Below are 22,110 nucleotides of genomic sequence, written 5' to 3'. Positions count from 1 at the left end.
ATCACGCCGGGAGCCGCGCGTGTTCGCACTATCTGAGGAGCCGCCTGATGTCCGACTTCGTACCCGGGCTCGAAGGGGTCGTCGCGTTCGAGACGGAGATCGCCGAGCCCGACAAGGAGGGCGGATCGCTCCGCTACCGGGGGGTGGACATCGAAGACCTGGTCGGCCACGTCTCCTTCGGGAACGTGTGGGGCCTGCTGGTCGACGGTGCCTTCAACCCCGGCCTGCCGGCCGCCGAACCGTTCCCGATCCCGGTCCACTCCGGTGACATCCGTGTCGACGTGCAGTCCGCGCTCGCCATGCTCGCCCCCGTGTGGGGTCTGAAACCGCTCCTCGACATCGACGAGCGCACCGCCCGCGACGACCTGGCGCGCGCGGCCGTGATGGCACTGTCGTACGTCGCCCAGTCCGCCCGCGGACAGGGCCTGCCGATGGTCCCGCAGAAGGAGATCGACAAGGCCGGCTCCGTCGTCGAGCGGTTCATGATCCGCTGGCGGGGCGAGCCGGACCCGCGGCACGTCAAGGCCGTCGACGCGTACTGGACCTCGGCCGCCGAGCACGGCATGAACGCCTCCACCTTCACCGCGCGCGTCATCGCCTCCACCGGCGCCGACGTCGCGGCGGCCCTGTCGGGCGCGGTCGGGGCCATGTCGGGGCCGCTGCACGGCGGCGCGCCCTCGCGCGTCCTCGGCATGATCGAGGAGATCGAGCGCACCGGCGACGCCGTGGCGTACGTGAAGAAGGCCCTGGACAAGGGCGAGCGCCTGATGGGCTTCGGGCACCGCGTCTACCGTGCCGAGGACCCTCGTGCCCGCGTGCTGCGGCGCACCGCCAAGGAGCTGGACGCCCCGCGCTACGAGGTGGCCGCCGCGCTGGAGAAGGCCGCCCTGGAGGAGCTGCACGCGCGCCGTCCCGACCGGGTGCTCGCGACGAACGTGGAGTTCTGGGCCGCGATCATGCTGGACTTCGCGGAGGTTCCGGCGCACATGTTCACCTCGATGTTCACCTGTGCCCGCACGGCCGGCTGGTCGGCGCACATCCTGGAGCAGAAGCGCACCGGCCGCCTCGTGCGCCCGTCGGCCCGCTACACCGGTCCCGGCGTGCGCAACCCGCGCGAGATCGCCGGCTACGCGGACATGGCCGAGACGGCCTGATCCGGGGAGGACCGACACTCCGACGGCGCCGCCGCACCCGGGACGGGGTGCGGCGGCGCCGCCGTGTTCGGGCGCCGCCGTGTTCGGGCGGCGAGGCGGGGCGGCGGGGCGTGTCAGGTCAGCGCGGAGTCCAGGATCCGGGCCCACTGGGCGACGACGCGGGCCCGGCGGGCCGTGTCGTCGGTCAGCACGTTCGCCAGCCCGAGGCCGCGCGCCATGTCCAGGAGCCCCTGCACCGTCTCCCGGACGCCCGGTACCGACTCGTCCGCGCCCAGCAGCTCGACGGCGATGCGGTGGGTCTCGCGGCCGACCCGGGCCTCCAGCTCGGTCACCCGGGGACGCAACTGCTCCTCGTTGGAGGCGGCGACCCACAGTTGGAGCGCGGCCCGGAAGAGCGTGCCGGTGTACATGTCGACCAGCGCCTCGACCACCACGGGCCGGGCCGCCGGTCCGGCCTGGAAGAGGGTCCGTACGGCGGTGGAGCGTTCCTCGGCCACGTACTCGACGGCGGCGGTGAACAGGTCCTCGCGGGTCGGGAAGTGATGCTGCGCCGCGCCCCGCGAGACGCCGGCGCGCTCGGCGACGACCGCCACGGTGGAACCCGCCCAGCCGTGCTCGGCCAGGCAGGAGACGGCTGCCTCCAGGAGGTGGCGGCGGGTCACCCGGCTGCGGGCCTGCTTGGGACCGGTCACAGTGCCCACGAGGGGTCCCGGCGCTCGAAGCGGGCTCCGATGCCCTCGCGTGCCTCGGCGGAGCCGAAGTGGCGGGCGGACAGTGCGGTGAGCGCCGCCCCGTCGCGGGCCAGGGCGGCCCGGACCGGGGCGGTGACCAGTTCCTTCGTCGCGGCGAGGGCCTCCGGGCCGGCCTTGCGCAGTCCCGCGAGCACGGGGGCGAGCAGCTCGTCGACGTCCTCGCCGTCCGCGCCGTGCAGGCTCAGCAGGCCGATCCGGGCGGCTTCGGCCGCGTCGAACGCCTCGGCGGTCAGGAAGTACCGGGACGCGGCCCGGGGATCCAGGCGCGGCAGCAGCGGCGCCGAGATGACGGCCGGGACCACGCCAAGGTGCGTCTCGGTGAAGGCGTACGTGGAGCCGGGTCCGGCCGCTGCGATGTCACAGGCGCCGAGCAGGCCCAGGCCGCCCGCCCGGACGTGCCCGGTGACGCGGGCGACGACCGGCTTGGGCAGCTCGGTCAGCTCGGTGAGCAGGGCCACGAAGTCCGCCGGGTCGCAAGGGGACTTCAGGTCGGCGCCGGCGCAGAAGGTGGTGCCGGTGTGGGTGAGGACGACGGCCCGGGTCGCGGGGTCGGCGCCCGCCTCGGCGAGGGCCGCGCGCAGGGCGGCGACGAGGTCCGCGGAGAGCGCGTTGCGGTTGGCCGGGGAGTCGAGCGTGAGCGTGGTGATGCCACGGTCGTGGGCTGCGCCGACGAGGGGGGTCATGCCGTTCCTCCGGTGGGGCTCGTGCCGGTCGTGGCGCCGCCCTCCCGTGGGGGGGGCGGCGCCCGGTGTGGTTCTAGTACGACTTGGGCAGGCCGAGGGTCTGGTGGGAGACGAAGTTGAGGATCATCTCCCGGCTGACGGGGGCTATGCGGGCGACGCGGGAGGCGGTGATCAGGGAGGCCAGGCCGTACTCCCGGGTGAGGCCGTTGCCGCCCAGGGTGTGCACGGACTGGTCCACCGCCCGTACGCAGGCCTCGGCGGCAGCGTACTTGGCCATGTTGGCGGCCTCGCCCGCGCCCATGTCGTCGCCGGCGTCGTAGAGCCGGGCGGCCTTCTGCGTCATCAGGCGGGCCAGTTCCAGTTCGATGTGGGACTGGGCCAGCGGGTGCGCGATGGCCTGGTGGGCCCCGATGGGCTCCTTCCACACCCGGCGGGTCTTGGCGTAGTCCACTGCCTTGGCGAGGGCGTACCGGCCCATGCCGATCGCGAACGCGGCGGTCATGATCCGCTCGGGGTTGAGTCCGGCGAACAGTTGCAGGAGCCCCGCGTCCTCGTCGCCGACCAGGGCGTCGGCGGGCAGCCGCACCTCGTCCAGGACCAGCTCCCACTGCTTCTCGGCGGCCTGGAGTTCCATGTCGATGAGGGAGCGGGAGAAGCCGGGGGTCTCGCGCGGGACGATGAACAGGCAGGGCTTGAGGCTGCCGGTCCGCGCGTCCTCGGTGCGGCCCACGATGAGCGTGGCGTCGGCGATGTCCACGCCGGAGATGAACACCTTGCGCCCGCTCAGCACCCAGTCGTCGCCGTCGCGGCGAGCGGTGGTGGTGATCCGGTGGGAGTTGGAGCCGGCCTCGGGTTCGGTGATGCCGAAGGCCATGGTGCGGGTGCCGTCGGCGAGGCCGGGGAGCCAGGTCCGCTTCTGGGCCTCGGTGCCGAAGCGGGAGATCACCGTGCCGCAGATGGCGGGTGAGACGACCATCATCAGCAGCGGACAGCCGGCGGTGCCCAGTTCCTCCAGGACGATGGAGAGTTCGGCGATGCCGCCGCCTCCGCCGCCGTACTCCTCGGGGAGGTTGACGCCGAGGTAGCCGAGCTTCGCGGCGTCGGCCCACAGTTCGTCGGGGTGGCCGCCCTCGCGGGCGACCCGGGCGAGGTACTCGCGGCCGTACCGCTTTCCGAGGGCTGCGACGGCGGAGCGCAGGGCCTGGTGTTCTTCGGTCTCTACGACGGTGCTCATGCGGGCGTTTCCTCCTGGACTACGGCGAGCAGGGCGCCGAACTCGACCTGTTGGCCGGTGGCGGCGTGGAGCGCGGTGAGCGTGCCGGAGGCGGGCGCGACGATGCGGTGTTCCATCTTCATCGCCTCCAGCCAGAGCAGGGGCTGTCCGGCGGTCACCGCCGAGCCGGGGGCCAGACCCTCGGCGACGCGGACGACGGTGCCGGGCATGGGGGCGAGCAGGGAGCCCGGTTCGGTGCGGTCCTGTGGATCGGAGAACCGGGGCAGGCGGGTGAGGGTGTGGGCGCCGAGCGGGGAGTCCACCCAGATCTCGGCGGCCCCCACACCCCCCTTGTTCGATTTGTGTTTCACGTGGAACACCCGTCGGACCCCGTCGACTTCGAGGGTGACCCGCTCGGGGGTGGTGGCCAGGACGCGGACGCCGGGGTGGTCCACGGGGACCGGGGGGCCGCTGCGGGCCGGGTGGTAGCCGACCTCGTACGGGGCGCCGGCGATCTCGTAACGGCGCGTCTGCGGCTGGGAGACGACGTTGCGCCAGGCGCCGACGCGGGCGGCGAACGGGGCTCCGGCCGCCGGCGCGGCGTCGGCGAGGGCGGCGGCGAGGGCCGCCAGGGCCGGGGCGGTGTCGTCGGGGTTCTCGGCGGTGAGGGCGTCGAGGTGGCGTCCGTAGAAGCCGGTGTCGAGCCGGCCCGCGGTGAACTCGGGGTGGCGCAGGGACCGTACGAGCAGGTCGCGGTTGGTGGTCAGGCCGTGGACCCGGGCGCCGGCGAGGGCCCGGGCCAGGACGCGTACGGCCTCGGCGCGGGTCGGGGCGTGGGCGATCACCTTGGCGAGCATCGGGTCGTAGTGCACGCCGACGCTGTCCCCGTCGGTGAACCCGGTGTCCACGCGGACCGCGCCGGGGACGTCCAGCGTGTGCAGGACGCCGGTCTGCGGGCGCCAGTCGAGGCCCGGGTCCTCGGCGTACAGCCGGGCCTCGACGGCGTGACCGACCGCCTCCGGGGGTTCCGTCGGCAGGGCCGCGCCCTCGGCGACGCGCAGTTGCAGGGCCACCAGGTCGAGGTCGAAGACGGCCTCGGTGACGGGGTGTTCCACCTGGAGGCGGGTGTTCATCTCCAGGAAGTACGGGCGGCCGTCGGCGGTGACGAGGAACTCGACCGTGCCCGCGCCCTGGTAGGACACGGCCCGCGCGGCGGCCACGGCGGCCTGGTGCAGGCTCTCGCGCAGCGGCGCCGGGAGCCCCGGGGCCGGGGCCTCCTCGATGACCTTCTGGTGACGGCGTTGCAGGGAGCAGTCACGGGTGCCGAGGGCCCAGACGGTGCCGTGGGCGTCCGCGAGGACCTGCACCTCGACGTGCCGGCCGCGCTCCACGTAGGGCTCGGCGAACACCTCGCCGTCCCCGAAGGCCGCACGGGCCTCGGCGCGGGCGCCCTCCAGCTCCTCCTTGAGCAGGTCGAGGTCCCGTACGACGCGCATCCCGCGCCCGCCGCCGCCCGCGGCGGCCTTCAACAGCAGGGGCAGGTCGGCGGGGCCGGCCTGCGCCGGGTCGACGGGTTCGAGGAGCGGCACCCCGGCGGCCCGCATGAGGTCCTTGGCCCGGATCTTGGAGGCCATGGCCTCGATGGCCTCGGGCGGCGGCCCGATCCAGGTCAGCCCGGCGGCCCGTACCTCGCGGGCGAAGTCGGCGTTCTCGGAGAGGAATCCGTAGCCGGGGTGGACGGCGTCGGCGCCCGCCGCGAGGGCGGCCCGGACGATCAGGTCGCCGCGCAGGTAGGTGTCGGCGGGGGCCGCGCCCGGCAGCCGGACCGCCGCGTCGGCGGACCGGACGTGCAGGGCGTCCGCGTCGGGGTCGGAGTGCACGGCGACGGTGGCCAGACCCAGGGCGCGGGCGGTACGGAAGATCCGTACGGCGATCTCGCCCCGGTTGGCGACGAGCAGGGAGGTGACGGTCATCTGCGGGCTCACATCCGGAAGACGCCGAAGCCGCCACGGGCGCCCTCGACTGGGGCGTTGTGGACGGCCGACAGGCACAGGCCGAGAACGGTACGGGTGTCGCGCGGGTCGATGACGCCGTCGTCGTACAGCCGACCGGAGAGGAACATCGGCAGGGACTCGGACTCGATCTGCGCCTCGACGAAGGCGCGCATGCCCGCGTCGGCCTCCTCGTCATAGGGCTGCCCCTTGGCGGCGGCCGACTGGCGGGAGACGATCGACAGCACCCCGGCGAGCTGCTGGGGGCCCATGACGGCGGACTTGGCGCTCGGCCAGGCGAAGAGGAACCGCGGCTCGAAGGCGCGCCCGCACATCCCGTAGTGGCCGGCGCCGTAGCTGGCGCCGACGAGGACGGACAGGTGCGGGACGCGGGAGTTGGAGACCGCGTTGATCATCATCGAGCCGTGCTTGACGATGCCGCCCTGCTCGTACTCCTTGCCGACCATGTAGCCGGTGGTGTTGTGGAGGAACAGCAGCGGGATGTCGCGCTGGTTGGCGAGCTGGATGAACTGGGTGGCCTTCTGCGACTCGGCGCTGAACAGGACGCCCTGGGCGTTCGCGAGGATGCCGATCGGGTACCCGTGCAGGCTCGCCCAGCCGGTGACCAGGCTGGTGCCGTACAGGGGCTTGAACTCGTCGAAGTCGGAGCCGTCGACGATGCGGGCGATGACCTCGCGGGGGTCGAAGGGCGTCTTCAGGTCGGCCGGGACGATGCCGAGGAGCTCCTCGGGGTCGTGGACGGGCTCCTCGGCGCGCTGCGGCTCCACCTGGGCCTTGCGGTGGTTGAGGCGGGCCACGACCCGGCGGGCCTGGCGGATCGCGTCGTACTCGTCGAGGGCGTAGTGGTCGGCGAGGCCCGAGGTCCGGGCGTGCATGTCGGCGCCGCCGAGGGACTCGTCGTCGCTCTCCTCGCCGGTGGCCATCTTGACCAGTGGCGGGCCGCCGAGGAACACCTTCGACCGGTCCTTGATCATGATGGTGTGGTCGGACATCCCGGGGACGTACGCGCCTCCGGCGGTGGAGTTGCCGAAGACCACGGCGACGGTGGGGATGCCCTCGGCCGAGAGCCGGGTGATGTCGCGGAAGATCGCCCCGCCCGGGATGAAGATCTCCTTCTGGGACGGGAGATCGGCACCACCGGACTCGACGAGGCTGATGCAGGGCAACCGGTTCTGCCGGGCGATCTCGTTGGCCCGCAGCGCCTTGCGGAGCGTCCAGGGATTGCTGGCACCGCCGCGCACGGTCGGGTCGTTGGCGGTGATCAGGCACTCGACGCCCTCGACGGTGCCGATGCCGGTGATCATCGAGGCGCCGACGGGATGATCGCTGCCCCAGGCGGCGAGCGGGGACAGTTCCAGGAACGGGGTGTCCGGGTCGAGAAGCAGCTCGATGCGCTCCCGGGCGGGCAGTTTGCCGCGCGTCCGGTGCCGGTCGGTGTACTTCTCGCCGCCGCCGAGCAGGGCCTTGTGGTGCTCGGCGTCGAGTTCGGCGAGGCGGGCGAGGGCGGCGGTACGGGCGGCCGTGTGCTCGGGAGCATGTGGATCCACGGTGGTGCCGAGGCGGGTCATGGGCGGGTCCCCTCCGGGGCGGGGTCGGACGACAGGAGGTGCGTCGGGATGTCGACGTGGCGGGCGCGCAGCCATTCGCCGAGGGCCTTGGCCTGCGGGTCGAAGCGGTGGCCCGAGGCGACGCCGGCGCCGAGGATGCCGGTGACGGTGAAGTTGAGGGCCCTCAGGTGCGGGAGTTCGTGACGGGCGACGGGGAGACCTGCGGTCTCGGGGAGCAGCGTGGTGAGGGCGTCGGCCGTGAGGGTCGCGCGGAGCCACTGCCAGGCCGCGTCGCTCTCGGCCCAGACGCCGATGTTGGCGTCGCCGCCCTTGTCGCCGCTGCGGGCGCCGAACAGGGCGCCGAGCGGGGCGCGGGTGGTGGGTGCGCGCTCCGGCGGGGCCGGTGCGGTGGGCCCTGCGGGGCTGTCCGCCACCGCGGCCGTTCCCGGAACCGGGGCCGCGCCCCGGGCCCCTTCGGGGGCTCCGTCCCCGGACCCCCGCCCCTCGAACGACGGCGGGGCCGGCATGGGTGGGATCGGGTGGCGGGTGGTGTCGGGGAGGACGGCCACGTGGGGGACCGTCGCGGCCGGGACCAGGGACGAGGTGAAGACCCCGTACGGCTGGGCCGGGCCCGGAGGGGCGCTCACGTGGAAGCCGGGGTAGCTTCCCAGGGCCAGTTCGACGGCGGCGGCGGTGAGGCCCCGGCCGACCCGGTCCGGGGACGGGTCGCGGACGACCAGGCGGAGCAGGGCGCTCGCGGTCTCCTCCGTGTCCGGGTCGGGGTGGTCCGTGCGGGCCAGGGTCCACGTCACGGTGGCGACTCCCGAAAGGGCCTCCGCGAGTTGCGCCTTGACCAGGTCGGCCTTGGCGTCGACGTCGAGGCCGGTGAGGACGAAGACCACCTCGTTGCGCCAGCCCCCGATCCGGGTCACGCCCACCTTGAGGGTGTCGGGCGGGGCCTCGCCGAGGACGTCGGAGATCGCGACCCGGTCCGGGCCGGCCGGGGCGAGCCGGACGGTGTCGAGGCGGGCCGTCACGTCCGGCCCGAGGTAGCGGACGCCCTGTGTCTCGTAGAGGAGTTGGGCGGTGACGGTGCCGACGGTGATCGCCCCGCCCGTGCCCGCGTGCTTGGTGACGACCGAGGAACCGTCCTCGGCGATCTCCGCGAGCGGGAAGCCGGGGGTGCGGATGTCGTGCCGGGTGAAGAAGGCGTAGTTGCCGCCGGTGGCCTGGGTGCCGCACTCCAGGACGTGGCCGGCGACGACCGCGCCCGCCAACCGGTCGTACGCGTCCGGCGCCCAGTCGAACCACCAGGCCGCCGACCCGCTGACCAGCGCCGCGTCGGTGACCCGGCCCGTGACCACCACGTCCGCGCCCGCCCGCAGGCAGGCGGTGATCCCGGCGCCGCCCAGGTAGGCGTTGGCCGTCAACGCGCCCTCGGAGAAGGGCATCAGGTCGTCGCCCTCGACGTGCGCCACCGAGACGGGCACGCCCAGCTTGGCGGCCAACTCCCTCAGTGCGTCGGCGAGTCCCGCCGGGTTCAGGCCGCCGGCGTTCGCGACGATCCGTACGCCCCGCTCGTGCGCGAGGGCGAGGTTCTCCTCCAGCTGGCGCAGGAAGGTCTTGGCGTAGCCGAGGTCGGGGTTCTTCAGCCGGTCGCGGCCGAGGATCAGCATGGTGAGTTCGGCCAGGTAGTCCCCGGTCAGCACGTCGAGCGGGCCGCCGGTGAGCATCTCGCGCACGGCGGCGAACCGGTCCCCGTAGAAGCCCGAGGCGTTGCCGACGCGCAGCGGGCGCCGGGTCATCGGGAGCCTTCCGGCGCGCGGCCGGGGCCCGCCGGGCCCGCGAAGGCCTGGGCGATGTCCAGCCAACGGTCGGCGTCCGGGCCGGTCGCCGTCAGGTCGGTGTCCGCGCGGTGTACCCGCTGGGTCACCAACAGGCAGAAGTCGAGCGCGGATCCGGTGATCCGCCGGGGGCTGTCGGCGGGCCCGTACGTCCAGGGCTCGGCCCCGTCGGGGGCGGTGAGTTCCACCCGGAACTCCCCCTCGGGCGCCGGCAGGCCCCGGACCGCGTACGCGTAGTCGCGTGCCCGGATCCCGATCCGCGCGACGTGCCGCAGTCGGGCGGTGGGGGTGCGGCGGACGCCGAGGGCGTCGGCGACGTCCTGTCCGTGGGCCCAGGTCTCCATCAGGCGGGCGCTCGCCATGGAGGCGGCCTTCATGGGCGGCCCGTACCAGGGGAAGCGGGTGTCGGGCGAGGCCACCGCGAGGGCCTCGTCGAGGGCGGTGCGGGTGGTCCGCCAGCGGTCGAGCAGTTCGGCGGGGGGCAGCGCGGCCCCCTCGGCGGCGCCCTCGTCCACGAAGGAGTCGGGGGCGGCGAGCGCCTCCTCGACCATCCGCGCGAAGCCGGTCGGGTCGGTGAGGGACCGCAGTGCGGCGCGGTCGGTCCAGTGCAGGTGGGCGATCTGGTGGGCGACGGTCCAGCCGCTCGCGGGGGTGGCCTTCGCCCAACCGGGCTCGGACAGCTCCCCGACCAGGGAATCGAGGTCCCGACTCTCCTCTCGGAGGTCGGCGAAGACGGCGACGGCGGACGGATCGGGCACGGTGCGCTCCCCTTCTCGGCGTGGGGGAAGCCTGGCAGGGGTCCACAAAACAATCAAGCACGCTTGCATGATTTCTTCGGCGGCTGTCACGTTCCCGCCGGCCCGCCCAACTCGCCCGACCGGCAATGGATTTGCTTCCCGGCCGGTCCGGCGAGGGGCGCGGCGGCCAGGTGCGGCACACCCCTCGGGGGCGAATCCGGCCGTACGCCGGGAACGCGGCGCAACTCTCCGTCGTCGCACCGATACTGAGTGCTTCGCTCCGGGCCCAGAGCACACATCCGTTCATGTCATGGCACTCGACGAAGAGGATGAACCGACGTGACGTACGTGAACTCAGCCGACTTCTCCCTCTACCCCGAACTCGACGCGAACGCCCTGCACGCCTTCGTCACCGCCCTCGAAACCGGCGACCTCACCGGCCTGTCCCCCTCCCGCGCCGCCGACGTCGTCGAGGTCCGGTCCGTCACCGTGTTCAACCGCGGCAAGGTGACGGGCGCCGACGGGGACCTGCTGGACGCCGCGCTCTGGCGGCACACCGGGTCGGACCCCCGGCCGGTGATCGTGATGCCCTCGCCGTGGACGAACCTGGGCTGGCTCGCGTACGCCGTCCAGGGCGCGTTGTTCGCGGCGCGCGGCTACAACGTCCTCGCCTACACCGCCCGCGGGTTCGCCGGCTCCGAGGGCCAGGTCGACGTGGCGGGGCCGCTCGACGTCGCGGACGGCAGTCGCGCCCTGGACCACATCGTCGAGCGGACCGCCGGGCCGATCAGCGGAATCGGCTTCCTCGGGGACTCCTACGGATCCGGCATCAGCCAGCTCGTCGCCGCGCACGACACCCGCGTGGACGCGGTCGTCGCGCTCAGCACCTGGGGCGACCTCGGGGAGGCCTTCCTCGAGAACTCGACCCGCCACGTCGCCGCCGTGAAGGCCCTGCAACACGCCGCCGCGAAGGCCCGACTGAGCCCCCGGACGCGGAGCGTCTTCGAGAACGTGCTGGCCGACCGCGACATCGAGGGGACCCTGCGGTGGGCGGAGCAGCGCTCGCCCCTCACGCACGTCAAGGAGCTCAACCGGCGCCAGGTCCCGATCCTCTTCGCGCAGGCCTGGCACGAGACGCTCTTCCCGGGCAATCAGACCGTGCGGATGTTCAACGAACTGACCGGCCCCAAGCGCCTCGACCTCTCCATCGGGGACCACTCCGGGCCCGAGACGTCCGGCCTGCTCGGCCTGCCGAACCGAATCTGGACGGACGCCCACCGCTGGTTCGACCACCACCTGAGGGGCATCGACAACGGCGTCGCCGACCAGGCCCAGGTGGTCAGCGAGGTGATGTGGGGCAAGGGCCTGGAGGCACGTGCCGGCTGGTCCGCGCTCACCGACCGGACCCGGCGCGTCCACCTGACGGGCGCCGGTGAACTCGCGCACGAGCCCGAGGCCGGTTGGACGGCGGGCGTGGTGTGCGGGGTGGACACCCCGGCAACCGTCGCCGACGCGATCGTGACGTCCGGCTACGCGGAGATGGCCGGCCGACCGAAGGTCTACCCGACCGGTGACATCGACCGCGGCACGGCGGCCGTCTGGGCGGCACCGCCCGAGGAGGAGACCGCCCGGCTGCGGGGCACGCCCCGCCTGCGGGTGACGTACCGGGCGGCGAACCCCGGATCCACCTTCGTGGCGTACCTGTTCGACATGGCGCCCGACGGGAGCGCCCACCTCGTCACCCACGCCCCGTTCAGCGACCTCCACTCGCCCCCGGACAGCCTCATCGGCGCGGACATCGAACTCCAGGCGACGGCGTACGACGTCCCGCCCGGGCACCGGCTGCTGCTGGTGATCGACGGCCGCGACCCCTTCTACGGCGACGCCAACCTGCCGCGCGCCACGCTGGCCTTCACCTCCCCGGAGGCCACTCCGTCCTTCCTGGACCTGCCGCTCGGCTGAGCCGACGCGGCGCGAGACCCGTCCGCCTCCCCGCGGGTACGGAACCGCCCCGCCGCCCTCTCGTGGGCGGCGGGGCGGGAGGCGTCCCGGGAACAGGGGACGATTCAGGGGGTCGTCAGGGCCCTCTTGCCGATCTGGGAGCGGACCGCGCCCATGCTCGCCGCGATCACCAGGGCGATGGCGAGGGCGTCCAGCGCGGACAGCGCCTGGTGCAGGACCAGGAAGCCGGCGGTCGCGGCGATGGCCGGTTCCAGGCTCATCAGGATCGCGAAGGTCGGGGCGGGCAGCTTGCGCAGGGCCAGCAGCTCCAGCGTGTAGGGCAGCACCGAGGACATCACGGCGACGCCCAGACCGAGCGCCAGGGTGCTCGGCACCAGGAGGTCGGAGCCCGCCTCGACGATGCCCAGGGGCAGAGAGAGGACCGCGGCGACCGCCATGGCCAGGGCCAGGCCGTCCGCCTGCGGGAACCGGCGCCCGGTACGCGCACTGAACACGATGTACGCCGCCCACATCGCGCCTGCTCCGAGCGCGAACGCCGCGCCCAGCGGATCGAGCCCGCCGAAGCCGCCGCCCCCGTGGCCGGCGAGGAGCACGACCCCCGCCAGGGCCAGGCCCGCCCACAGGACGTTGACCAGGCGGCGGGAGACGACCACCGAGAGGGCGAGCGGGCCGAGGACCTCCAGGGTCACGGCCGGGCCGAGCGGGATGCGGTCGATGGCCTGGTAGAAGAGGCCGTTCATGCCGGCCATGGTCACGCCGAACCACAGGACGGTGGTCCAGTCGGCGCGCTTGTACCCGCGCACCTTGGGGCGGCACAGGACCAGCAGGACCAGCGCCGCGGCCGCCAGCCGGAGCGTGACCACGCCCGCCGCTCCGGCCCTCGGCATGATCATGACCGCGAGGGCCGCGCCGAACTGCACGGAAATCCCGGCCGAGACCACCAGCGCGACCGGCCCGAGACGGGCGCGGGCACCACCGGCCGCCGCCGCCTCGGCGGGGTTCGGGGCGGGCGCGGTCACGGGACGGGAGGCGCGTGGGGACACGGGAGGAGTGGACGCGGTCATCTCCCCAGGCTAAGCCGTCTGTAACGGGTGGCAAGCCGTGTCCCGCCTTACATTGGTCACACCACCACACCGCTCCCGGAGTCACCGGTCGCTCGTTCCGCGAGGTGACGGACCCGCCGACGCGTCCGGACGCCGTCCGCGCCGGGCGTCGGACCGCGCGCCCGCCCTGCGGGACACCGCGTCTCACCGAATGGACGCGGCTCCGAGACCGCGTCCGGGACCCGATACGCTCCGCTCGTGGCTGAGATCCAGATTCCCGCTGACATCAAGCCCGCCGACGGACGCTTCGGCGCGGGCCCCTCCAAGGTGCGGACCGAGGCGCTCGACGCCCTGGCCGCCACCGGTACCTCCCTGCTCGGAACCTCCCACCGCCAGGCCCCGGTCAAGAACCTGGTCGGCTCGGTGCGGCAGGGACTCCGGGACCTCTTCTCGCTCCCCGAGGGCTACGAGGTGATCCTGGGCAACGGCGGCTCCACCGCCTTCTGGGACATCGCGACCGCCGGGCTCATCGAGAAGAAGTCCCAGCACCTGACCTTCGGCGAGTTCTCCTCCAAGTTCGCCACCGCCGCGAAGCTCGCGCCGTGGCTGGACGCGCCGTCCGTGATCTCCTCGGAGCCGGGCACGCACCCCGAGCCGGTCGCCGAGGCCGGCGTGGACGTGTACGCGTACACGCACAACGAGACCTCGACGGGTGTCGCGGCTCCGATCAAGCGGGTCGCGGGCGCCGACGCCGGTTCGCTCGTCCTGGTGGACGCGACCTCGGGCGCTGGCGGTCTGCCCGTGGACATCACCGAGACCGACGTCTACTACTTCGCCCCGCAGAAGTCCTTCGCCTCGGACGGCGGCCTGTGGCTGGCGGCGTTTTCGCCGGCGGCGCTGGAGCGCGCGGCACGTGTGCACGCGTCCGGAACCCGGCACATCCCGGAGTTCTTCTCGCTGCCGACGGCGATCGACAACTCGCTGAAGAACCAGACGTACAACACCCCGGCGCTGTCCACCCTCTTCCTGCTGGACCAGCAGCTGGAGTGGATGAACAGCCAGGGCGGCCTGGAGTTCACGACCGGTCGCACGGCGGCCAGCGCGCGCAACCTCTACGGCTGGGCGGAGGCGTCGAAGTACGCGAACCCGTTCGTCACGGACGCCGACAAGCGGTCCGCGGTCATCGGCACGATCGACTTCTCCGACGACATCGACGCGGCGGCGGTCGCCAAGGTGCTGCGCGCCAACGGCATCGTGGACACCGAGCCGTACCGCAAGCTCGGTCGCAACCAGTTGCGCGTCGCGATGTTCCCCGCGATCGACCCGGCGGACGTGCAGGCGCTGACCGCGTGCATCGACCACGTGATCGAGAAGCTCTGACCCCTTCCCTCCCCCGTTCTCCCCGAGGCCCCCGGTGACGTTCGCGTCGCCGGGGGTCTCGGCGTTCGCGGGGGCCGGGGGCGGCTTCCGTTCCGGGACCTTGGTCCCAAAAATCGGGGCAAAGAGCCCGCAAACGGGATATCCCACAGGCCGCCGCGACCTGCGGTTTCCCCCTGAGGGACCTTCGGCCGGACCCCCTCCCGGCCCACACCGCCCCTGCAACCAAAGCGCCCTGGATGTCCCTCATGTCTGATGTGCCGGGAACGAACCCCGGCAGGTCCGTTCAGGAGGAAATCCATGCGCAAGGCATTCACCATCTCCGGCATCGTCCTCGCCTCGTCGATGGCCCTCGGCGTCACCGGCACCGCGTTCGCCGCCGACACACCCCGCCCGACCCCCACGACCAGCGCGAGCACCGGAGCCGGAGCCGGAGCCGACAGCGGTGCGAAGACCGGCACCACCGACGCGAGCCTGAAGCTCTCCGCCTCCACCGCCAAGCCGGGCGCGAGCGTGGAGATTAGCGTCACCGCCCCCGAGGGCTCCACCTCCCTGGTCGTCTCCTCCGCCGCACTGGGCGACGTCAAGCTGACCGAGGGCAAGAGCGGCACCACCTGGACGGGCACCGCCAAGGTCGCCGACGTCAAGGACGGGAACCACGGCGTCGCCCTCACCGGTTCGGCCCCGGGCGGCAAGGTGCGGGCCACCGCCCAGCTGACGGTCAAGGCCGGCGCGCCGGACCCGAAGCCGCAGTCCCCCACCCTGCGCCTGTCCAAGGACTTCGGCCGCCCCGGCGACAAGGTGGCCGTCACCGTCACCACGGGCGCCGGCGACAAGAGCGCCCAGGTGAAGTCCGACGCCTTCGCCGGCGGCCGGGTCAACCTCACGAGCGACGGCAAGGGCACCTGGACCGGCACCGCCGTCGTCGCGAACGACGTCAAGACCGGCTACTACGGCGTGGACGCCTTCGCCGGCGGCAAGAAGTTCGACACCGTGAAGTTCTCCACCGAGGCCTCCGGCCACGACACGAAGCCCGACGTGAAGCCGGTGACCCCCGTGAAGCCCGTGACCCCGCTGAAGCCGAGCGAGCACAAGAAGCCCAAGGGCTCCGTGAACACCGGCCAGGCCCCCCTCGCCGCCACCGGGACGAACGCCGGGACGAACGCCGGGACCACCGCAATCGCCGGCGCGGCCACCGGGGTCGACGCCGGGGCCGTCCAGGACACGACCCGCAATGCCTGACCTGCCCATCCTCCGCCGGGGCGGCCGCGCACGCCGCGCGGCCGCCCTGGCGGGCACCGCCGGCCTCGCCGTCGTCCTCGCCTCCGGCTGCTCCTCCGCCGCCGACACGGACACCCCGTCCGCCGCGGCCCACCGGGCCGACGTGTTGGCGCCCTCGGTCCCGGACCGCGTCGCCATCCCCGACATCCACGTCGACGCACCCCTCGACACCGTCGGACTCGACGCCGAAGGGGTGATGCGGGAACCGGACTTCGCGAAGCCCAAGGACGCGGCCTGGTACAAGGAGGGTCCGACGCCGGGCGAGGCCGGCGCCGCCGCCATCGTCGGCCACATGGACACCCCGCAGGCGCCCGAGGCCGTCTTCTTCAACCTGGGGAAGCTGAAGAAGGACGAGCAGATCCGGGTCCACCGCACCGACGGCAGCACCGCCGTCTTCGCCGTCGACGCGGTGGACACCTACAAGAAGGACGCCTTCCCCACCGACAAGGTCTACGGGGACACCCGAGGCAAGGCCGAACTGCGCCTGATCACCTGCGGCGGAGCCCTCACCGCCGACCGTCACTGGGACTCCAACGTCGTCGTGTACGCGCACCTCACCGGCCGGGGGTAGCCCGGCACGCGATACCTTCAGGAGTTCGGCCCGGTTCGGCTCGGCAATTCTTGGAGGCAGCGGCGTGAGCGTGCGAGTAACGGCGGCCCAGGGTGGCGTGGACCCCTTCGGCACGGCCCGGCTGCGGCGCGGGGTGCTCGACGCCTGGGGCGCGGGCCCCTCCCGGTTCCGCGAGGACGCCAACGCCGAGGAGGACCTGGCGCTCGGCGGCTACCGGGACCGGCTCGTCGTGGAACTGGCCCAGAACGCCGCCGACGCCGCGGCCCGCGCCCGGGTCCCGGGCCGGCTGCGGCTCACCCTTCACCCGGGCGGCGAGGGCGGGCAGGCGGTGCTCGCCGTCGCCAACACCGGTGCCCCGCTGGACGCCACGGGCGTGGAGTCGCTGAGCACGCTGCGCGCCTCCGCGAAGCGGGAACCCGCCGCCGCCGGGGCGGACGCGGCGAACGGCACGGCCGGCTCGGCGGAGACCGTGGGCCGCTTCGGCGTCGGCTTCGCCGCCGTCCTGGCGGTGTCCGACGAACCGGCGGTGCTCGGCCGGCACGGCGGTGTCCGCTGGTCCCTGGCCGAGGCCCGCGAACTGGCCCGGGACGCCGCCAACGGCAGCCCCGGACTCGGCGACGAGCTGCGCCGCCGCGACGGCCACGTACCGCTGCTGCGCCTGCCGTTGCCCGCCGAGGGCACGGCCCCCGAGGGCTACGACACCGTCGTGGTGCTGCCGCTGCGCGACGGCGCCGCCGAGGAGCTGGTGGAGCGGCTGCTGGCCGGCATCGACGACGCCCTGCTGCTGACCCTCCCCGGGCTGCGCGAGGTCGTCGTGGAGACCCCCGCCGGCGGTCACCGCGTGCTGTACCGGCGCGCCGAGGGCCCGTACACCGTCATCGAGGACTCCGCCTCCGGCACCCACCGCTGGCGCACCGTGCGCCACCACGGCCCCATCGCGCGGGAGTTGCTCGCCGACCGGCCCGTCGAGGAACGGCTGCGCCCCACCTGGACGATCACCTGGGCGGCGCCCGTGGACGCCGACGGGGCGCCCGTGCACCCGCTCACCGCGCCGGTGGTGCACGCGCCGACCCCGACCGACGAGCCGCTCGGCATCCCCGCCCTGCTGATCGCCTCACTGCCGTTGGACACCAGCCGCCGCCACCCCGCTCCGGGGCCGCTGACCGACTTCCTCGTACAGCGGGCCGCCGACGCGTACGCCGAACTCCTCGGCTCCTGGGACCCGGTGAGCACCGGCCTCATCGATCTGGTGCCCGGCCCGCTCGGCAAGGGCCCGCTGGACGGGGACCTGCGCGCGGCCGTGATCGAGCGGCTGCCCCGAACGGCGTTCCTCGCGCCGGCCGCCCCCGCCGAGACCCCCACCCCCGAGACGGCCGGGGAACGCTCCGCCCTGCGACCCTTCGAGGCCGAGGTGGTGGAGGGCGCCGGTTCCGACACCGTGAACGTGCTCGCCGAGGTACTGCCGACGCTGCTGCCCGCCGGGCTGGAACGCCGTGCCGAACTGCGCACCCTGGGTGTCGGCCGGCTCCCGCTGGGCGACGCCATCGAGCGGATCGCGGGCATCGAGCGGACCCCCGAGTGGTGGCACCGGCTGTACGACAGCCTCGCCGGCGTGGACCCCGACCGGTTGTCGGGGCTGCCCGTGCCGCTGGCCGACGGACGCACCGCGATCGGACCCCGACACATCCTGCTGCCCGGCGCCGACACCCCGCCGAGCCTGGCCCGGCTCGGCCTGAAGGTGGCCCACCCGGACGCGGCGCACCCGCTGCTGGAGAAGCTGGGCGCCCTCCCGGCGACCCCGCGCTCCGTCCTGACCACCCCGCAGGTCCGGGCGGCCGTGGCCGCCTCCATGGACGCCAGCGAGATCTGGGACGAGGACGCCGTCGACTCCGACGAACTCGCCGAGATCGTCCTGACCCTGGTCCGCGACGCCGACCTGGCGCCCGGCGACGAACCCTGGCTGGGCGCGCTGGCGCTCCCCGACGAGGACGGGGAACTCACCCCGGCGGGCGAACTCCTGCTGCCCGACTCGCCGTTGGCCTCGGTCATCCGCGAGGACGAGGTCCCCTGCCTGGACGCCGAGCTGGCCGAACGCTGGGACGCCGACACCCTGACCGCCGTCGGGGTACTGGCCACGTTCCAGTTGGTGCGCGCCACCGACGTGGTCCTGGACCCCGACGAACTGGAGCCCCGCGACGGGGACTTCGCCGAACCGGACGACGCGGGCCTGCTCGACGCGGTGGACGTGTGGTGCGAGGACCTGCTGGACCAACTGCCGGACACCCCGCTGCCGCCGGTCGCCACCGAGCTGATCGCCGTACGCGACCTCGACCTGGTCGACGACGACTGCTGGCCGCAGGCGCTGGCCATGCTCGCGCAGCCCCCGCTGCGCGACGCCCTCACCCAGCCCGTGCGGGTGCTGCTCCCGGACGGCACCACCCGTTCCGTGCGCTCGTACACCGCCTGGTGGCTGCGCGACCACCCGGTGCTCGACGGCCGCCGCCCGGCGGGACTGCGCGCGGCCGGCGGCGACCCGCTGCTGGCGGGTCTGTACACCTCGGCGGACGCCACCGGGTTCGAGGACGAGCAGGTGCTGCGCGCCCTCGGCGTACGAACCACCGTGGCGGCCCTGCTCGACGAGCCCGGCGGCGCGGCCGAACTCCTGGGCCGGCTCGCCGACCCGGACCGCGAGGTCTCCGACCGGCAGCTGCACGCCCTCTACGGGGCACTGGCCGATCTGGACCCCGAGCAGGTCACCCTCCCCGACGACCTGCGGGTGGTGGTGGACGGCGAGGTCCGCGTGGTGGACGCGGCCGACGCGGTGATCGCGGACGCCCCCGACCTGCTGCCGCTGACGGCCGGACTGCCGCTGCTGCCGGTCGCCCCGGCGCGCGCCGCCGACCTCGCTGAGCTGCTCCAGGTACGCCGACTGTCGGACACCGTGCCGGCCGAGGTCAGCACGCCGGGCGAGGAGCACGAGGTCCCGGAGTCGGTGCTCCAACTGCTGGGGCCGGCCACCCCGCGCAGCTACGTCGAGCACGAGGAACTCGTGGCGGGCGGCACCGAACTCGACTGGCGCCGCACCCCGGACGGCACCCTGCACGCCTCGACCCTGGAGGGCGTGGCGGCGGGCCTCGCCTGGGCGGCGGGCCAGTGGCCGCGTCGGTTCGAGGTCGCGGCCCTGCTGGAGGACCCGTCGCGCACGGCGGAACTGGCGCGCGACCGCTGGTTCGACTGACGCGCGGGTCCGCTCGACGGACCCCGCACGCCCCCTCTTCGGGTGGGGCGGGCCCTTCGGGGTGGGTCAGGCCGGGAACTTCCGGTCGACCCACCTGAAGGTGAACTCGATCAGGGCCGCCGCGATCACGGCGATGCCGACGGCCGTCCACGGCATCACGGCGCCGACGAGCTTCAGCTGGAAGAACTCCTGGAGCCACGGCACGACGAGGACGACCAGGAACGCCGCGCCCATCGCGCCGACCAGGGCGACCCGCCACCAGGTGTAGGGGCGGGCGATGATCGCCAGGACCCACATGGAGGTCAGGAACAGCGCGAGCGTCGCCGCGCTGGTCTCGGCCTCCAGGGCGTTCGGGCCGCTGTAGTGGTGGCGGGCGATCAGGTACGTCACGAAGGTGGCGACGGCGGCGATCACGCCACCGGGGATCGCGTAGCGCATCACCCGTTTCACGAAGTGCGGCTTCGCGCGTTCCTTGTTCGGTGCCAGGGCCAGGAAGAAGGCCGGGATGCCGATGGTGAGGGTGGAGAGCAGCGTCAGGTGGCGCGGCAGGAACGGGTACTCGACCTGGGAGCAGACCACGAGGACGGCCAGCAGCACCGAGTAGACCGTCTTCGTGAGGAAGAGGGTGGCGACCCGGGTGATGTTGCCGATGACCCGGCGGCCCTCCGCGACCACCGAGGGCAGGGTGGAGAAGCTGTTGTTGAGGAGCACGATCTGGGCCACGGCCCGGGTCGCCTCGGAGCCGGAGCCCATGCTCACGCCGATGTCGGCGTCCTTGAGGGCGAGCACGTCGTTGACGCCGTCGCCGGTCATCGCGACCGTGTGGCCCTTGGACTGGAGTGCGGCGACCATGTCCCGCTTCTGCTGCGGGCTGACCCGCCCGAACACGGCGTTCTCGTCGAGGACCCGGGCCATCTCCGCCTGGTCGGCCGGCAGCTTGCGGGCGTCGACCGTGTTCTGCGCGCCCGGCAGGCCGAGCTTGCCGGCGACCGCGCCGACGGAGACCGCGTTGTCACCGGAGATGACCTTGGTCTTGACGTCCTGGTCCTCGAAGTAGCGCAGGGTGTCGGCGGCGTCGGGGCGCAGCCGCTGTTCCAGGACGACCAGGGCGGTGGGCTTGACCCCGACGGCCACGGCCGGGTCGTCGAGTTCGCGTCCGGAGCGGGCCAGCAGGAGGACGCGCAGCCCTTCCTCGTTGAGGGCGTTGATCTCGTCGAGGGCCGGGTCCCCGGCCGGGAGGAGGACGTCGGGGGCGCCGAGCAGCCAGGTGTTGTTCTCGCCGTCGCCCTCGCTGAAGCCGGCGCCGCTGTACTTGCGGGCGGAGGAGAAGGGCAGCGACTCCGTGCACCGCCAGTCGGCGCTGTCGGGGTAGGCGTCGATGATGGCCTGGAGGCTGGCGTTGGGGCGGGGGTCGGATTCACCGAGCGCGCCGAGGACCTTCTGTACGTAGGCCGGGTCCGCGCCGCCGAGGGGGCGCAGCTCGGTGACGTCCATGCCGCCCTCGGTGAGGGTGCCGGTCTTGTCGAGGCAGACCACGTCGACGCGGGCGAGGCCCTCGATGGCGGGGAGTTCCTGGACGAGGCACTGCTTGCGGCCGAGCCGGATGACGCCGATGGCGAAGGCGACGGAGGTCAGCAGGACGAGGCCCTCGGGGATCATCGGGACGATGCCGCCGACGGTGCGGGCGATGGCGTCCTTGAGGTTGTTGTCCTTGACGACGAGTTGGCTGATGATCAGGCCGATCGAGGTCGGGATCATCATCCAGGTGACGTACTTGAGGATGGTGGAGATGCCGGAGCGCAGCTCGGAGTGGACGAGCGTGAAGCGGGAGGCCTCTTCGGCCAGCTGGGCGGCGTAGGCCTCGCGGCCGACCTTGGTGGCGGTGAAGGCGCCGCCGCCGGCGACCACGAAGGAGCCGGACATGACGGGGTCGCCGGGCTTCTTCAGCACCGGGTCGGCCTCGCCGGTGAGGAGGGATTCGTCGATCTCCAGTCCGTCGGCCTCGCCGACGGTCCCGTCGACGACGACCTTGTCGCCGGGTCCGAGTTCGATGACGTCGTCGAGGACGATCTCGGAGGTGGAGATCTCGCCGGTGGCGCCGTCACGGCGGACGCTCGGTTTGGCCTCGCCGATGACGGCGAGCCCGTCGAGGGTCTTCTTGGCGCGCAGTTCCTGGATGATGCCGATGCCGGTGTTCGCGATGATCACGAAGCCGAACAGGCTGTCCTGGATCGGGGCGACGATCAGCATGATCACCCAGAGCACGCCGATGATGGCGTTGAAGCGGGTGAAGACGTTCGCGCGGACGATCTCGGAGGTGGACCGCGAGGACCGCACGGGGACGTCGTTGACGTCTCCGCGCGCGACGCGCTCGGCGACCTCGGCGGTGCTCAGTCCGCCCGGCTTGAAGCGGGGGGCGGGCGGCTTGATCGGGTGGACCGGGTCCAGTTCGGACCCCGCGTCGATGGCCGTGCCGACCGGGGCGCGGCCGGCCGCGCCGGCCGCCGCGCCGCCCCCGCCGGTCGGCCGCGGTCCCTCGGATTCGGTCTCTGCCCGCTGCGTCATGCTTTCGACGGTAAAGGGCCTTCGAACGCTTCACCCGCCGAGCAGGACGAAGATCCGACTTCGGGATGACCCGAATCCTCCCTCGGGACTCCCCTCGCCCTCGGCGAGGGCACCGAAGGGGGACTGGACCC

Annotated in this window: 15 protein-coding genes; 6 read left to right on the top strand and 9 right to left on the bottom strand. The window is 73.4% G+C overall.

Features of this window, described 5'->3' with window-relative positions:
• The first annotated feature begins 47 nt into the window (after positions 1–47).
• Positions 48–1,154, top strand: a complete 1,107-nt coding sequence (locus tag ACQEVM_RS03490; RefSeq protein ID WP_053681020.1) for a citrate synthase 2 — start codon at positions 48–50, stop codon at positions 1,152–1,154.
• Between the two features lie 113 nt (positions 1,155–1,267).
• On the opposite strand, the gene ACQEVM_RS03485 is transcribed toward ACQEVM_RS03490, so the two are convergent.
• The 7 genes from ACQEVM_RS03485 to ACQEVM_RS03455 form a co-directional block, all read right to left on the bottom strand.
• The gene (locus ACQEVM_RS03485; RefSeq protein WP_053681023.1) at positions 1,268–1,855 is read right to left on the bottom strand and encodes a TetR/AcrR family transcriptional regulator; all 588 of its coding nucleotides are present in this window, start codon (positions 1,853–1,855) and stop codon (positions 1,268–1,270) included.
• Positions 1,843–2,589: an enoyl-CoA hydratase family protein gene (locus ACQEVM_RS03480; protein WP_433074687.1), complete on the bottom strand. Its 747-nt coding sequence runs from the start codon at positions 2,587–2,589 to the stop codon at positions 1,843–1,845. Before ACQEVM_RS03480 ends, ACQEVM_RS03485 begins: the two co-directional genes overlap by 13 nt.
• A gap of 73 nt (positions 2,590–2,662) precedes the next feature.
• A complete protein-coding gene (locus tag ACQEVM_RS03475) occupies positions 2,663–3,823 on the bottom strand; it encodes an acyl-CoA dehydrogenase family protein (protein WP_433074684.1) in 1,161 nt (386 codons plus the stop codon).
• Positions 3,820–5,775 carry a biotin carboxylase N-terminal domain-containing protein gene (locus ACQEVM_RS03470; protein ID WP_433074681.1) on the bottom strand — a complete coding sequence of 652 codons (1,956 nt, stop codon included), beginning with the start codon at positions 5,773–5,775 and terminating at the stop codon, positions 3,820–3,822. Before ACQEVM_RS03470 ends, ACQEVM_RS03475 begins: the two co-directional genes overlap by 4 nt.
• Before the next feature lie 8 nt (positions 5,776–5,783).
• A complete protein-coding gene (locus tag ACQEVM_RS03465; RefSeq protein WP_433074678.1) occupies positions 5,784–7,382 on the bottom strand; it encodes an acyl-CoA carboxylase subunit beta in 1,599 nt (532 codons plus the stop codon).
• Positions 7,379–9,166, bottom strand: a complete 1,788-nt coding sequence (locus ACQEVM_RS03460; RefSeq protein ID WP_433074675.1) for an acyclic terpene utilization AtuA family protein — start codon at positions 9,164–9,166, stop codon at positions 7,379–7,381. The genes ACQEVM_RS03465 and ACQEVM_RS03460 overlap by 4 nt, the downstream gene beginning before the upstream one ends.
• Positions 9,163–9,963, bottom strand: coding sequence for a TIGR03084 family metal-binding protein (locus ACQEVM_RS03455; RefSeq protein ID WP_433074672.1), 801 nt, complete (start codon positions 9,961–9,963; stop codon positions 9,163–9,165). The genes ACQEVM_RS03460 and ACQEVM_RS03455 overlap by 4 nt, the downstream gene beginning before the upstream one ends.
• A 318-nt stretch (positions 9,964–10,281) precedes the next feature.
• Here ACQEVM_RS03455 and ACQEVM_RS03450 point away from each other — a divergent pair, with 318 nt between their 5' ends.
• Complete coding sequence (locus ACQEVM_RS03450; protein ID WP_433074669.1) at positions 10,282–11,904, top strand: CocE/NonD family hydrolase; 1,623 nt, start codon at positions 10,282–10,284, stop codon at positions 11,902–11,904.
• Between the two features lie 104 nt (positions 11,905–12,008).
• On the opposite strand, the gene ACQEVM_RS03445 is transcribed toward ACQEVM_RS03450, so the two are convergent.
• On the bottom strand, positions 12,009–12,968 hold the full coding sequence (locus ACQEVM_RS03445) for an EamA family transporter (protein ID WP_433074666.1): 960 nt from the start codon (positions 12,966–12,968) through the stop codon (positions 12,009–12,011).
• A gap of 237 nt (positions 12,969–13,205) precedes the next feature.
• Between ACQEVM_RS03445 and serC the strand changes: the two genes are divergently transcribed.
• The 4 genes from serC to ACQEVM_RS03425 all read left to right on the top strand — a co-directional run bounded on the left by serC (position 13,206) and on the right by ACQEVM_RS03425 (position 19,414).
• Positions 13,206–14,327: a phosphoserine transaminase gene (gene serC, locus ACQEVM_RS03440; protein WP_433074663.1), complete on the top strand. Its 1,122-nt coding sequence runs from the start codon at positions 13,206–13,208 to the stop codon at positions 14,325–14,327.
• A gap of 297 nt (positions 14,328–14,624) precedes the next feature.
• Positions 14,625–15,566: a hypothetical protein gene (locus tag ACQEVM_RS03435; RefSeq protein WP_433074660.1), complete on the top strand. Its 942-nt coding sequence runs from the start codon at positions 14,625–14,627 to the stop codon at positions 15,564–15,566.
• Positions 15,559–16,176: a class F sortase gene (locus ACQEVM_RS03430; protein WP_433074657.1), complete on the top strand. Its 618-nt coding sequence runs from the start codon at positions 15,559–15,561 to the stop codon at positions 16,174–16,176. The genes ACQEVM_RS03435 and ACQEVM_RS03430 overlap by 8 nt, the downstream gene beginning before the upstream one ends.
• Positions 16,177–16,240: 64 nt before the next feature.
• Positions 16,241–19,414: a sacsin N-terminal ATP-binding-like domain-containing protein gene (locus ACQEVM_RS03425; RefSeq protein ID WP_433074654.1), complete on the top strand. Its 3,174-nt coding sequence runs from the start codon at positions 16,241–16,243 to the stop codon at positions 19,412–19,414.
• Between the two features lie 66 nt (positions 19,415–19,480).
• Here the strand turns inward: ACQEVM_RS03425 and ACQEVM_RS03420 are convergent, their stop codons facing one another.
• Positions 19,481–21,979, bottom strand: a complete 2,499-nt coding sequence (locus tag ACQEVM_RS03420) for an HAD-IC family P-type ATPase (RefSeq protein ID WP_433074651.1) — start codon at positions 21,977–21,979, stop codon at positions 19,481–19,483.
• Positions 21,980–22,110: the final 131 nt, after the last annotated feature.

The organism is Streptomyces sp. CA-243310 (genome assembly GCF_050936775.1).
Taxonomy (GTDB): Bacteria; Actinomycetota; Actinomycetes; order Streptomycetales; family Streptomycetaceae; genus Streptomyces.
This window is presented reverse-complemented; position numbering and strand designations above follow the sequence as displayed.